At 64.2% G+C, this 13,198-nt stretch carries 9 protein-coding genes; 6 read left to right on the top strand and 3 right to left on the bottom strand.

Going from position 1 to position 13,198, the window contains the following annotated elements; translation table 11 throughout:
* Positions 1–9: 9 nt before the first annotated feature.
* The 4 genes from AC5Y5C_RS18015 (at position 10) to AC5Y5C_RS18000 (ending at position 7,544) form a co-directional block, all read left to right on the top strand.
* Positions 10–1,854: a fatty acyl-AMP ligase gene (locus tag AC5Y5C_RS18015; protein WP_499976020.1), complete on the top strand. Its 1,845-nt coding sequence runs from the start codon at positions 10–12 to the stop codon at positions 1,852–1,854.
* Between the two features lie 137 nt (positions 1,855–1,991).
* The gene (locus tag AC5Y5C_RS18010; RefSeq protein WP_499974858.1) at positions 1,992–3,443 is read left to right on the top strand and encodes a DUF3375 family protein; all 1,452 of its coding nucleotides are present in this window, start codon (positions 1,992–1,994) and stop codon (positions 3,441–3,443) included.
* The gene (locus AC5Y5C_RS18005) at positions 3,440–4,174 is read left to right on the top strand and encodes a DUF4194 domain-containing protein (protein WP_499974854.1); all 735 of its coding nucleotides are present in this window, start codon (positions 3,440–3,442) and stop codon (positions 4,172–4,174) included. Before AC5Y5C_RS18010 ends, AC5Y5C_RS18005 begins: the two co-directional genes overlap by 4 nt.
* A complete protein-coding gene (locus AC5Y5C_RS18000) occupies positions 4,167–7,544 on the top strand; it encodes an ATP-binding protein (RefSeq protein WP_499976017.1) in 3,378 nt (1,125 codons plus the stop codon). The genes AC5Y5C_RS18005 and AC5Y5C_RS18000 overlap by 8 nt, the downstream gene beginning before the upstream one ends.
* On the opposite strand, the gene AC5Y5C_RS17995 is transcribed toward AC5Y5C_RS18000, so the two are convergent.
* A complete protein-coding gene (locus AC5Y5C_RS17995; protein WP_499974850.1) occupies positions 7,541–8,326 on the bottom strand; it encodes a crotonase/enoyl-CoA hydratase family protein in 786 nt (261 codons plus the stop codon). The genes AC5Y5C_RS18000 and AC5Y5C_RS17995 overlap by 4 nt on opposite strands.
* Positions 8,327–8,399: 73 nt before the next feature.
* Here AC5Y5C_RS17995 and AC5Y5C_RS17990 point away from each other — a divergent pair, with 73 nt between their 5' ends.
* Positions 8,400–8,972: a TetR/AcrR family transcriptional regulator gene (locus AC5Y5C_RS17990; RefSeq protein ID WP_499974845.1), complete on the top strand. Its 573-nt coding sequence runs from the start codon at positions 8,400–8,402 to the stop codon at positions 8,970–8,972.
* Positions 8,969–11,203 carry a molybdopterin oxidoreductase family protein gene (locus tag AC5Y5C_RS17985; RefSeq protein WP_499974842.1) on the top strand — a complete coding sequence of 745 codons (2,235 nt, stop codon included), beginning with the start codon at positions 8,969–8,971 and terminating at the stop codon, positions 11,201–11,203. Before AC5Y5C_RS17990 ends, AC5Y5C_RS17985 begins: the two co-directional genes overlap by 4 nt.
* Here the strand turns inward: AC5Y5C_RS17985 and AC5Y5C_RS17980 are convergent.
* Together AC5Y5C_RS17980 and AC5Y5C_RS17975 are read right to left on the bottom strand one after the other, a co-directional pair.
* Entirely contained in the window at positions 11,200–12,627 is a 1,428-nt protein-coding gene (locus AC5Y5C_RS17980) for an FAD-dependent monooxygenase (RefSeq protein ID WP_499974841.1), read from the bottom strand. The two genes, AC5Y5C_RS17985 and AC5Y5C_RS17980, sit on opposite strands and share 4 nt — an antisense overlap.
* Positions 12,624–13,196: a TetR/AcrR family transcriptional regulator gene (locus tag AC5Y5C_RS17975; protein ID WP_499974838.1), complete on the bottom strand. Its 573-nt coding sequence runs from the start codon at positions 13,194–13,196 to the stop codon at positions 12,624–12,626. The genes AC5Y5C_RS17980 and AC5Y5C_RS17975 overlap by 4 nt, the downstream gene beginning before the upstream one ends.
* Positions 13,197–13,198 lie beyond the last annotated feature (2 nt).

Raw genomic sequence — 13,198 nt, 5'->3', positions numbered from 1 at the left:
GGCGGCCCGATGCAGTCTCCCACCGCGCCTAGACTTGAAAACGTGGTTCGCGCTGACGGTTTGCTTGATATCGATGATTGCCTGGATGCCGACGGAAACGTCGAACTGCCACCCGGCACCACACTGATTTCCCTGATCGAGCGCAACATCAGGAACGTCGGGGACACCGTCGCCTATCGCTACCTGGACTTCACCACCTCCGAAGAGGGCGCTCGCATCGAGCTCACCTGGTTCCAGCTCGGGGTGCGCCTGAACGCCGTGGCCGCGACGCTGCAACGTCATATCGAACGCGGCGATCGGGTAGCAGTTCTGGCGTCACAAGGCCTGGACTACATCGTCGGCTTCTTCTCCGCCATCAAGGCTGGCGCCATCGCGGTGCCGCTCTTCGCGCCCGAGCTGCCCGGCCACGCCGAGCGTCTGGACACCGCGTTGAGGGACTGCACGCCTACGGTTGTCCTGACCACGGCCGCGGTGCGCGTGGCCGTCCAGGAGTTCCTCGACGGCCTCACCGAGATCCCCGCACCGCGCATCCTGGTCATCGACGAGATCCCCGATGATGCGGGGGAGACCTTCGAGTATGTCCATCTCGTGGACGACGATGTCTCACATCTGCAGTACACCTCGGGTGCCACGCGTCCGCCGGTCGGCGTGGAAATCACCCATCGCGCCGTCGGTGTCAACCTTACCCAGATGATCCTGTCGATCGACCTGCTGGACCGAAACACGCACGGCTGCAGCTGGTTACCGCTGTACCACGATATGGGCCTATCCATGATCGGCTTTCCGACCGTCTACGGAGGCCACTCCACTCTCATGTCGCCGACGGCCTTCGTCCGCCGGCCGCAACGCTGGATCAAGGCGCTTTCCGACGGCTGTAAGGAAGGTCGCGTGATCACCGCCGCACCGAACTTTGCCTACGAGTACACCGCGCTACGTGGTGTGCCCAAGGCCGGCGCGGATATCGACCTGGGCAAGGTCGTGATGATCATCGGCTCCGAGCCGGTGCGTATCGATGCCATCCGCACGTTCGAAAAAGCCTTTGCGCCCTTTGGATTACCGCCGACGGCGTTCAAACCGTCCTACGGTATCGCCGAGGCGGTTCTGTTCATCTCGAATATCGCCCCGGATGCCGAACCTTCCGTCGTCTACCTCGACCGCGAGGAGCTCGGCGAAGGCCGCGCGGTGCCAACCGCCCCCGGCGCGCCCCATGCCACCACCCACGTCTCCTGTGGCCAACTTGCCCGCAGTCTCGCGGGTGTGATCGTCGATCCAGAAACGGGTAACGAGCTCCCGGATGGTCACATCGGCGAAATCTGGTTGCGGGGCAAAAACGTTGGACGTGGATACTGGGGCCGCCCCGAGGATACGAAGAGGACATTCCACGCCCGGCTCGGCGAAACACTGCCGACAAGCCATGCCGGCAAGGCCGATGCGGCTGGCGATTGGTTGCGCACCGGCGATATGGGCTTCTACCTCGACGGTGAGTTGTACGTCACCGGCCGCATGGCCGATCACTTGACGGTGGACGGACACGGTCACTACCCGCAGGACGTCGAGGCCACCGTCGCGGACGCCTCGCCACTCGTACGCCGCGGATACGTCACCGCGTTCACCGTCGATAACGGTCTGGTCATCGTCGCCGAGCGTGCCTCGCGTACCGCGAAGGCCGACCCGCAGGTGGCCATCGACGCGATCCGTACGGCGGCCCGCACCCAACACGGCCTGGAGCTCGCCGATGTTCGATTGCTTCCGGCGGGAGCAATCCCGCGGACCACCAGCGGAAAGCTGGCGCGGTGGGCCTGTCGCCGCCAGTACGTGGACGGCACCCTGGGTGTCCACGGAGATCCCAGCTAACTCATTTGCCTCATTTGTCCCACGTCAGCGAGCCCATTCGCCACGCCCCCGTCGGCCCGGTAGGTTTTCCGGGCCAGCGGCTATGACGGGCCGCGTGGGCCGGGGAACAAGCGCCAGCGATGTGATGGAGGTGTGCGATGAATGACCTGACGGTCGAAGAGCTGTTCGCGCACAACGACGACGTGCAGAAATCCCGGGCGGTCAGACTGCTGGCCGCCAAGAATCTGGCGCCGTACATCACGCTCATGGAGCGCCACCTGGACCGCAGTGCGAAGGTTTCCGAGCCCCAGCTGGTGGCCAAGCTGGACCGGGACCTAGGCGCGGTCGGACTGGGTGAACAGTCAGGACTTGCCCTCATCAAGAGCTGGGCAAGTGACGGCTGGTTGCACCGCGCATCGGATGGTGCTGGTCCGGACGCCGAGAATGTCTGCTCGCTGACCGAGGATGCGCGCAGCGCGCTGGCCTTCGTCCGCCGCCTGCGCCGCGCCGACAGTGTCGCCACCGGCGGATCCATCGCGGGCATCGCCGCGGGCCTCAAGCGTGTTGCGACCCAACTGGACGGCGACCCGTCCCGCCTGCGTGCCGAGATCGAAGCCCAGATCGTCGAGCTGCAGACCCAGCTGCACGCCATCGACGACGGATACCGGCCCGAGCCGGACATCGTCGATCTCGAGGACGAGACCCGAGCCATCGCGTACCAGATGGAACAGGTGATCACCGACATCGTGCGTTACGGCAGCATGCAGAACGAGATCACCGCCGGGCTCATCGACGCCGCCGAGGATTCCGACTCCGGGTTTCGGGACCGTGCGCGACGCATGTTCGCCGACTACGACGCCCTGTTCGACTCCCGCGAACGGGCTTCCTACGCAGCCTTCACGCGCACCATCCAGGACCCCGATCAACGCGCCGCGCTGCGCGGCGATATCGCTTGTGTTGCTGAGGGATTGCCCGAACTCGATGCGGGACTGCGCGACGTCATGAAGAATTTCTTCAAGCTGGTTTCCCAGCAAGTCGCCGAGGTCTCCCGCATCGAACAGCGCTGCGCGCAGCGCATCCGGCGATTCTTTGCCGCCGGCACCACGGAGCAGGCGCGTGGCCGCGCCCGGCAGCTTAACGACGCGCTAGCCGCCGGCCATGCCCTGCTCAAGGTGTCCACCGCGGACTCGCCGATTGACGCCGAACTATCGATCGGCCGCTCGGCCGCGGCGTCCATTGGCGCTCTCTCGTTCACCATCAAGGACACCGCGCCGCCGGTGCTGGCCCAGGACGCGCCGTCGGGGCCGCTCGATTTGAGCGGATTTTCGGCGCTGGCCACCCAGGTGGATATGGCTTCGTTGGCCAAAACTGTGAACAGCGCCGTCGCCAGGGGGCCAGTGTCGTTGCCCGACATGATCTCTCAGGTCGAGGCCCCGTACCTGGGTGATGTCATCGTGTTGTGGTCGCTTGCCCTCAAGCAGGACAGCACCGTCGATCGCGAATCGGTAAGGGTGAAGTTCCGGTCCCTCGACGGGCAGGACCGGGTGATGGAGGTACCCCAGTTGATGTTCCGTGAACCAGTGCTGGCGAGTGTCGAGGAAGAAATATGAGCGCCGTGACCACAGGTATCCCCTTGGGAAACATCAACTTCGACGATCTCCCCGGGGTCGAGCCCGATGCTTCCGCGCCACGAATCGTCAAGGGACCGCGGTTCGAGGGCGATACCAGCGAGCTGCCGGACAAGGCGTGCTGGGCGCTGCAGAATCTGGTGGCCCGGCGTTATCTGAGCAAGGATGGCCAGCCCGACCTGTGGGCGTCGATGATGGAACATCGCAAGGTGCTGGCCTCGCGCCTGTCCGAATTGGACCTACGGTTGCGGGTATTCGACGACCTTGAGGTCGCGTACGCGGAGCCGGCTCCGTTGGAGAATCCGAGCGCGTACGGCGCTCGGGTACTGCGCCGGGAACCCTTGGGCACCTACGCGTCGATCGTTGCGCTGCACCTGGCCAAGATCGCGCGGACCGCGCATGACGAACATGTACTGGTCAGCCGCGACGATATCCACGAGCTCTTCGCCAACGTCAGCCACGACATCGACCGCGATGAAGCGATGCTGCGCGATCGTGTCGACGAGGCCATCAAACGCCTGTCCAAGGCTGAGATCCTGCAACGCACCCGCGACGACGAGCACAGCTACACCATCAGCCCGGTCATCAATGCGCTGATGTCCGCGCAGATGATCGAGGCGTTGCAACGCCAGTACGAGCAGCTGCAGCGCGGCGGTGCCGCGCCGGAAGACTCCACCGACGAAGAAGATGGCGATACCGATGACGATGAATGACGGCCTGAGCGGCGGGCCGACTGGCGCAGCTACCCAACAGTTCTGGCTGTCCCGACTGCAGGTGATCAACTGGGGTGTCTTCGACGGGTACCACAGCATCGAGTTCAGCCGTCGCGGCACGCTGATCACCGGCTCCTCCGGGAGCGGTAAATCGTCTCTGCTGGATGCAATATCGCTGGCGTTTCTCTCGTCAAACCGCCGTAACTTCAACGCATCCAGTGATACCACCGCCGCGGGCTCGAACATGGGTAAGCGCACCGTCGACAAGTACGTGCGAGGTCTATGGGGTGAGCTGAAGAACCCGGGGGAGCGGCCCAAGCAGATGTTCCTGCGCGGTAAGGGCGGGGCGTGGTCGGCGATCGCGGTTACGTATGCGGGCACCGACGGCCGGGTAATCACCGGTCTGGTACTCAAATGGCTTGCTCCGGGTTCAGATTCGGACTCCTCGAGCCGCTATTACCTGATTGACGCCGACGCCGATATCCGAGACCTGTGCAATGCCTGGGCGAGTAGGGGATATTCCGCCGCGGTCTTCGAGGGCGCCGGCTGGCGTGGCCACAAGAGTGAACGCTGGTACCTCGAACAGCTCTACGCCGCTGTCGGTATTCAGGGCTCCTCGGCTGCGCAGCAGTTGCTGGGAAAGGCCAAGTCGCTCAAGAGCGTTGGCGGCCTGGAACAGTTCGTGCGCGAATACATGCTCGACGAGCCCGAGTCCATGGCCGCGATCTCCGAGGCGCTGGGCCAGATCACCCCGTTGGTCGACGCACGTGCCGCGCTCGCGGTCGCGCAGCGCCAGCGCCAGACCCTGGGCGACATCGAACAGATCCAGCAGACGTACGCCAGCGATGCCGCACAGCTGGCCACCGTCGACGTCGTGGACCACCACACCGTGCGCGACTATGTAGACCAGCAGCGGCTGGCCCTGGCGGGGCCGGAGATCGACCTGTTGGACACCGAGATCACCCGGCTCGGCGGTGAATGCGATGAAATCCAGTCGCGCCAGGACATTCTCACCGGTGAACGGGACAAGCTGCTCGGCCGGATCGCCGCCGCCGACAGTAACCTGGCACCGCTCAAGAGCGAGCTGGCTCATGCCCGGGCCCGTGCCGAGGAGGTATCGCGCCGCAGGACCGCCTACGACAGCGCGCTAGGGGATCTTGGAACCGGCCCCGTGGCCAATTCGGACGTCGAATCGGCCGAGGAATTCGAAGCCATGCGGGTGGAGAGCCTGCGCGCGGTCACCCGGATCAATGCGGAGCTCGAAGCCGGTCACGACGCCTACGTGATGGCCGCCGGCGCATTGTCGACTGCGCGCGATCAACTGCGGGCGGCTTCCTCCGAGTTCAAGCGTGTCGAGCATCTGGGCACCCCGGTGCCTCCCGACGAAGACCGCATGCGTGGCGAAATCGCAGCTGCGCTGGGCCTTACCGCCAAGGACCTGCCCTACGTCTGTGAACTGATGGATCTGCGTCCCGGCCAGGAGCGGTGGCGCAAGTCCGTGGAAAAGGTATTGCGGTCCACCGGCCTGTGCCTGCTGGTACCCGACCAGCACCACCGGCAGGTGCTGCGATACGTCAACGAGCATCCGATGCGTGGTTACCTGCAGATGGAACGGGTGATCCCGTCCGGATCGCCTCGACGCGCCGATCCGGGCACCCTCGCCGACTGCTTGCGCCTGACCAACCCGAATCACGAATGCGCCAGCGCCGCCATGAATCTGGTGGCCGGGGTGGGCGATTACGTGCTGGTTGACAGCCCCGACGAGTTCAGTAAGCACCGCCGCGCCGTCACCGATCAGGGCCTGCGCAAGGACGGCGATCGGCGTGCGGTCAAGGATGACCGGCGCGAACTACGTGCCTCGCAGTACATCTATCAGGGTAATGCCGGTGACAAGCGCGCCGCGCTCTCCGATGATGTGGTCGAGGCCCAGCAGGCCGTCGGTGATGCCGAGAAGTTCATCGGTGAAATGGATACCAAGCGCGAAGAGCTGCGCTCGGAAGTGGTGCGGTGGTCCAAACTGCATAGCCAGTACGAGTATTGGAGCCAGATTGACACCGATTCGGCCGAGGCCGCGGTGGCACGGCTGCAGGACCAATACGAGGCGATGCTGGAGGCCAACCCCGACCTCACCGGTCTGCAGCAGCAGGCCGACTCGTATCTCGACGAGATCAAAAAGCTCTCCGAGCGTATAGGCGCATTGAGAAGGCAAGAGTCCGAACATGATTCGCGCCGGACCCGGCTACTGGATCTGCTGGACACCCTGAATCCGCGTGAGGTGGGCGGGCACACGCGATCCGGTATCGAGGCCTATGTCCCGCAGCTCTCGTCAAGCCTGGATGTGCTGGAGCCGGACAGCTATCGGCTGGAGCTTTGGCGTCAGATCGAGAAGGACCAGTCGGTGCTGCGCGAGAGCGTCTCCCGCTCTCGAAACGAGCTGAACCGAATCCTCAATTCCTACGACCGGGACTTCCCGGACTCGATTCCCAACGACAGCGATAACTTCGACGAGAAGATCCACGATTATGTCGCCTTGTGCCGCCGGATCGATGAGCGTGACCTACCCGCCGCCTACGGGCAGATGCTGCGGCTTATCACGGAACAGGCGCCCACTGCGGTCTTGCGGCTGCACCAGCTCGCGGAGGAGGAGGCGCACCGCATCACCGACCAGATCGACCGCGTGAACAGCGGTTTGGGCTCGGTGGAATTCAATCGGGGAACGCGGTTGACCTTGCGTGCCGAGCCCCGGGCGCTTGAGGCGGTGGGTGAACTCAACGAACGGGCCCGGCGTATCTCGGGTCGTGCGGTGGCAGTGTCGATGGGCGACGAGAAGGCCATCCACGACCAGTACCAGGACATCCTGCAGCTACGGAACCTGCTGGCGGCCGAGACTCCCGAAGCTCGGCAATGGACGCGCGACGCACTGGATGTACGCAACCGCTTCGTGTTGTATTGCGAGGAGCGCGATGCCTCCACCGGCGAAGCGATTCGCACGTATAGCAACGCGGGTGCGAATTCCGGTGGGGAACAAGAGAAACTGATGGCGTTCTGTCTCGCCGGTGCACTGAGCTTCAATCTTGCCAACCCCGACACGGGAGATAACCGGCCCGTGTTCGCTCAGCTGATGCTCGACGAGGCGTTTTCGAAATCCGACCCGCAGTTCGCGCAGCAGGCGCTGTCGGCATTCCGCAAGTTCGGGTTCCAGCTGGTGATCGTTGCCACTGTGCAGAACACCACGACTATCCAGCCTTACATCGACAGCGTCGTCATGGTGTCCAAACCCGACGGCCCGGGTGTGCGGCCCGTGGCTTCGACGCGCACCGTGCCCATCGGGGAGCTCGGTGACGTGCGCAAGGCTGTGACCGCGCGCTAGTGACCCACGAACTCGGCGGAGGTGCGGGTCAGAAACGCTTGGACACCCAGCGCGGCGTCCTCCGTGGTGAACAGCTGACGGATGGTGGGCACAAGCTGTTCCTCGGCCGCGGCCTCGCCCTCGTGTAACGCCAAGCGAGCGTTGCGCAATGTGGCCTGCACACCCAGCGGTGCCTGACGTGCGATGGTCTGCGCGATGGCGACTGCCGTATCGACATGCTCGCCGGCTGCCACGACCTCCTGCACGATCCCGATGCGATGTGCTTCGGCGGCGTCGAAAGACTCTGCCGTCAGCATCCACCGCATTGCGTTACCCCAACCGGCGGTACGTGGAAAACGAATGGTGGCACCGCCGAACGGATATATCCCACGATTGATTTCGAGCTGCGCGAACGTCGCGGTCTCATCCGCGATCACGATATCGGCGGCGAGCGCGAGCTCGATGCCCAAAGTGAGTACCTTGCCGTGCACAGCGACAACCAGCGGCTTGGACAGATGTTTCCCGTCGACCTGCCACGGATTGATCCCGCCCTCGGGTGTCAGCGACGCGCCGCCTTGAATCTCAGCGGCCACACTCGCCAGGTCGAGGCCGGCGGTGAACATCGTCCCCTCTCCGTACAGCACGGCCGCCCGTAGCTCGGCATCGGCGTCGAACTCGCCGAGTGCCAGTGAGAGCTCCTGGAGCATCGTCTTATCGAACGCATTGCGTTTGGCGGGCCTGTTCAGGCCTATCACCAGGACGTATCCGTCGCGCCGGATGCTCAGGGTTTCGTAGGCAGACATTGACTTCTCCGTCTCGCTAGCGGATTATGTAGAGCATCATACATAGCACTGGGTACCTCGGGAAGGACCACGATTGAGCACCCCGCGTGAACGAATGGTGGCCTCGGCCGCCCTGCTGATTCGCGAGCGTGGTGCGCACGCGACGGCCATCTCTGATGTGCTCGAACACAGCGGCGCGCCGCGCGGCTCGGCGTATCACTACTTTCCCGGCGGGCGTACCCAGTTGATCGGCGAGGCAGTGGATCTGGCCGGGGAGTACATCGCCGGGATGATTGATGCCACACCTTCGGGGGTGGAGGCTCTGGACACGCTTGTCGCGTCCTATCGGAAGCAATTGGTGCGGAGCGACTTCCGCGCGGGATGCCCCGTGGTGGCGGTCGCTGTCGAAGCCGGGGACCCGGAGAGCCCGGCCAGTAATCAGAAGCTCATCGAGCATTCGGCGGCCGTCTTCCAGCGGTGGATCGGCCTCATCGCGGACAAACTGACCAGTGCCGGAGTCGCCCGTGCGCGCGCCGGCGAGCTGGCGATGCTGATGACAACCTCCTTGGAGGGGGCCATCATCGTCGCGCGATCGATCCATGACATCACACCAATCGATGTGGTGCATAAGCAGTTACGCACGCTGATCGAGGAGGCTTTGTCATGACCACCACCAATTGGCTGCCCACCGCCTGCATCCTGTGCGAATGCAACTGCGGCATCATTGTGCAGACCGAGGGACGAACACTCGCCAAGATCCGCGGCGACAAGGACCACCCCGGATCCCAGGGCTACACCTGTAACAAGGCATTGCGCCTGGATCACTACCAGAACAATGCCAACCGGCTGACCTCGCCCATGCGGCGCGGCCCCGATGGCACCTATGAGGAAATTGATTGGGATACGGCGATCATGGAGATTGCCGAGGGCTTCAAGCACATTCGTGACAGCTATGGCGGCGACAAGATCTTCTACTACGGCGGCGGCGGTCAGGGCAATCACCTGGGCGGGGCCTACAGTGGCGCCTTCCTCAAGGCCATCGGGTCCAAGTACCGCTCCAACGCGCTGGCGCAGGAGAAGACGGGCGAGGCCTGGATCGATAAGAATCTCTATGGCGGGCATACCCGTGGTGAGTTCGAGCACGCTGAGGTGTCGGTCTTCGTCGGGAAGAACCCCTGGATGTCGCAGAGCTTTCCACGGGCGCGGGTGGTGCTCAACGAGATTGCCAAGGATCCACAGCGTTCGATGGTCGTCATCGATCCGGTGATCACCGATACCGCCAAGATGGCCGACTTCCACCTGCGGGTGCGCCCCGGTTCCGACGCCTGGTGTCTTGCGGCACTTGCCGCGGTGTTGGTGCAGGAGAGCCTCTGTGATGAAGCATTTCTCGCCGCGCACGTCACCGGCACGCAGGAGGTTCGGGATGCCTTGCGGCAGGTACCGATCGGCGACTACGCGCAGCGCTGCGGTGTGGCGGAGGACCTCATCCGACGGGCGGCGCGCCGTATCGCCGCCGCCGAGAGCGTGGCGGTCTTCGAGGACCTGGGGATTCAGCAGGCTCCCAACAGTACGCTGAGTTCCTACCTCAACAAGATGCTGTGGATCCTCACCGGAAGCTTCGCCAAACGCGGTGGCCAGCATCTACATTCGTGGATGGCGCCGCTCATGGGCGGGTTCTTCGGCAACACCCCGGTGACCGGAGCCCGGATCATTGGCGGCCTGGTGCCCTCCAATGTGATCCCCGAGGAGATCCTCACCGATCATCCCGGCCGGTTCCGCGCGATGATCGTCGAAAGCAGTAATCCCGCACACTCCCTGGCGGACTCGGCGCGGTGCAAGGAGGCGTTCCAGGCGCTGGAGCTCCTGGTGGTCGTCGATGTGGCGATGACGGAGACTGCCCGTCTGGCCCACTATGTACTGCCGGCTGCCACCCAATTCGAGAAGGTGGAGGCGACCTTCTTCAATCTGGAGTTTCCGCACAACACTTTTCAGCTTCGGCACCCACTGTTCGAACCCGCGCCCGGAACGTTGCCCGAACCGGAGATCTGGGCGCGATTGGTCCGGGCGCTGGGAGTGATAGACGACACGGAGCTGCAGCCGCTGCGCGAGGCCGCCATGCAGGGTCGGGATGCCTACCTACAGGCGTTCTTCGCGGTGTTGGCCAATCCGGCACTCGGCCCGCTCGCACCGTATGTCCTGTACGAAACCCTCGGCCCGACCCTGCCCAAGGGGTTGGAGGGTGCCGCCGCGCTGTGGGGCCTGGCGCAGAAGGCGATGATGACGTACCCGCAGGCGGTGGCGCGGGCCGGCCACCCTGATGGCAACGCGCTCTTCGACGCCATCCTGAACAGCCCGTCCGGAGTGACCTTCACCATTCACGAGTACGAAGACGACTTCGCCCTCATCACGCATGCAGACCGCAAGATCGCCCTTGCGATTCCCGAAATGATCGACGAAATAAGAGGATTGGAATCGCGCCCGGCGCAGCTGACGACACCGGAGTTTCCGATCGTGCTGTCGGCGGGGGAGCGGCGGGCGTACACCGCCAACGACATCCTGCGCAATCCGTCCTGGCGCAAACGGGACCAGCAGGGCGCACTGCGGATAAGCCCGGAGGACGCCCAAGAGCTCGGCATCACCGATGGCGACCGAGTCCGCATCGCCACCGCAGCGGGTAGTGCGGAGGCGACCGTGGAGATCAGCGACATGATGCAGGCCGGCCATGCCTCACTGCCGAACGGGTATGGCCTCGACTACACCGACGAGTCCGGCGAGACACATGTGCCGGGTGTGGCGCCGAACGCGCTGACCTCGTCGGCCTGGCGTGACGAATATGCGGGCACCCCATGGCATAAGCATGTTCCCGCGCGTTTAGAGACATTGACCGCTGCCGTCTAGCGCACGCGGGCGAGGTAGGTGTGCAGGGTCTCCTCGGATTCGGTCATGACGCCGATGTACCCGTCCGGGCGGACTAAGACGAGTGTCGACTCCGTAATGTCGTAATCGGCTGACGGCGTGATCTGCGCGATGCGCACGTCGTCGATGTCGATGGTGCGATCGTCGACCGTGAGCACGGTGAAGTGGGTGCCGCCCAAGACGTCGAATAGCCGATGGTCTTCCCGCAGCATCGCATCGGGTGCGCGGTCGCCGGCACGAAGCGCCCCCGGGGCGGGGCGGTCGTCGACGGCCAATGACCTATCGCGATATGTGATATCCAGCTGATGTAGTTGTGGCGCAGCGGCATCCGAGGGCTCGAAGTTGCGGTGATGCAGATCGGTGCTCAGCCCCAGTACCGATGCGGCGACGGGCATCCGCTCTTCTTCATAGGTGTCCAGCAGCTGCGCGGGGGCGCCCGTGATGACCGCCGCCAGCTTCCAGCCCAAGTTATAGGCGTCCTGGACGCTGGTGTTCAGCCCCTGTCCGCCTGCCGAGGAATGCACGTGTGCGGCATCTCCGGCCAGGAACACCCGGCCCACTCGGAACCTGTCCACCATTCGCGCGTTCACCCGATACAGCGATATCCACCGGAGATCTTGCAGCACAATGTCTTCACGTCCGGACCGCTGGACCAAGAGGGTCTGTGCCGCCTCGAGAGTCAAGGGAGGAACGTCGTCGGTGGCCATGCTCGCGACGAACTGATAGTGATCACTGCCCGGCAAGTTCCACAGCGAAAAGCGTTCCGAAACCTGACCGCCGCGGGTCAGGATGTGACAGAACGTGCCGTCTAATCCCTCGGCCCGTACGTCGCCGATCAAGGTCCGTTCGCTCTCGAAGGTCTCTCCGGCGAAGCCGACACCGAGGGCCTTGCGCACGGTGCTGCGCCCACCGTCGGCGCCGACGAGGTACGCGGCACGTATCCGATCGGGGGTGCCGCCCCGGGATACCGTAACGGTTACTCCGTCGGTCTCTTGCTCGAAACCTGTTACTTCACAGCCAAATTCCACATCGCCGCCGAGCTCGCGCAACCTCCGGAGCAAGATCTCGTCGGTCCGCCATTGCGGCACCATCCAGAACCCTGGGTAGGGCACGCCCGGTCCCGACGGGATATGCGAACCCAGCATCTGCAGAAGAGTGCGTTCGGCCACGACCTCGGGCCCGGCATAGATACGGAACGGGGGCATCTCCATGCCGCCGGACCTGATCGCCTCTGCGACACCCAAATCCTCGAATACCTCCTGGGTGCGAGGCGACAACCCCTTGCCGCGGGAACCCGGAAATAGGGCAGGTGCCTTGTCCAATACCCGGCAGGGGAGGCCGCGGCGCGCCAACTCACAGGCCAGCGTCAGGCCAGTGGGCCCCGCGCCGGCGATCACCACCGTCATGAAACCTCACCTCGGACAAGCACGAGCAGCACATCATCGACGAGCCGATTGATGAACGCGTCGTCGATGGCCGCCTGCAAGGTCAATCGGTGCGCGAGCATTGCCTCGGCGACATCGTGAACCAGCTCGCGATCGACTCCCGGGGATACCTCGCCGCGCACGATTGCCCGGGACAGCGGAGCGTCGAGCGGGGCGAGACCCGGATCGGCGAGGTGTCGATGGATGGCGTCGGCCAGCTCCGCGTCGTGCTCCATCGCGCGGAGCAGATCCACGTACAGGCTCGGCGGAACGGATTCGGACTTGCGGCTCAGCATGGTCAGTGTTGCGACGAGATCGCCCCGCAGCGAGCCGGTATCGGGAACCTGTTCGTTATAGCCGGCATCGTGCGCATCGAGTGCGGCCTTCACCAACTCGGCCTTGTTCTTCCATCTGCGGTAAATGGTTGTCTTGCTGGCATGCGCTTGTGCCGCAACGGAATCAATGGTGAATCGCTCGTATCCGTCGCGTGCCAGTAGCCGCAAGGCGGTATCGAGTATTGCTGCGGTGCGTGCTTCACCCCGTGGAACCATGA

The organism is Mycobacterium sp. NGS15 (assembly GCF_059813245.1).
The sequence above is the reverse complement of the archived record's forward strand: the minus strand, read 5'-3'. Positions and strand labels throughout refer to the sequence as shown.

What these genes read in the sequence shown, in the direction of transcription:
- AC5Y5C_RS18015 (WP_499976020.1), top strand. Translation starts at nt 10, where the DNA reads ATGCAGTCTCCCACCGCGCCTAGACTTGAAAACGTGGTTCGCGCTGAC.
- AC5Y5C_RS18010 (WP_499974858.1), top strand. Translation starts at nt 1,992, where the DNA reads ATGAATGACCTGACGGTCGAAGAGCTGTTCGCGCACAACGACGACGTG.
- AC5Y5C_RS18005 (WP_499974854.1), top strand. Translation starts at nt 3,440, where the DNA reads ATGAGCGCCGTGACCACAGGTATCCCCTTGGGAAACATCAACTTCGAC.
- AC5Y5C_RS18000 (WP_499976017.1), top strand. Translation starts at nt 4,167, where the DNA reads ATGAATGACGGCCTGAGCGGCGGGCCGACTGGCGCAGCTACCCAACAG.
- AC5Y5C_RS17995 (WP_499974850.1), bottom strand. Translation starts at nt 8,326, where the DNA reads ATGTCTGCCTACGAAACCCTGAGCATCCGGCGCGACGGATACGTCCTG.
- AC5Y5C_RS17985 (WP_499974842.1), top strand. Translation starts at nt 8,969, where the DNA reads ATGACCACCACCAATTGGCTGCCCACCGCCTGCATCCTGTGCGAATGC.
- AC5Y5C_RS17980 (WP_499974841.1), bottom strand. Translation starts at nt 12,627, where the DNA reads ATGACGGTGGTGATCGCCGGCGCGGGGCCCACTGGCCTGACGCTGGCC.
- AC5Y5C_RS17975 (WP_499974838.1), bottom strand. Translation starts at nt 13,196, where the DNA reads ATGGTTCCACGGGGTGAAGCACGCACCGCAGCAATACTCGATACCGCC.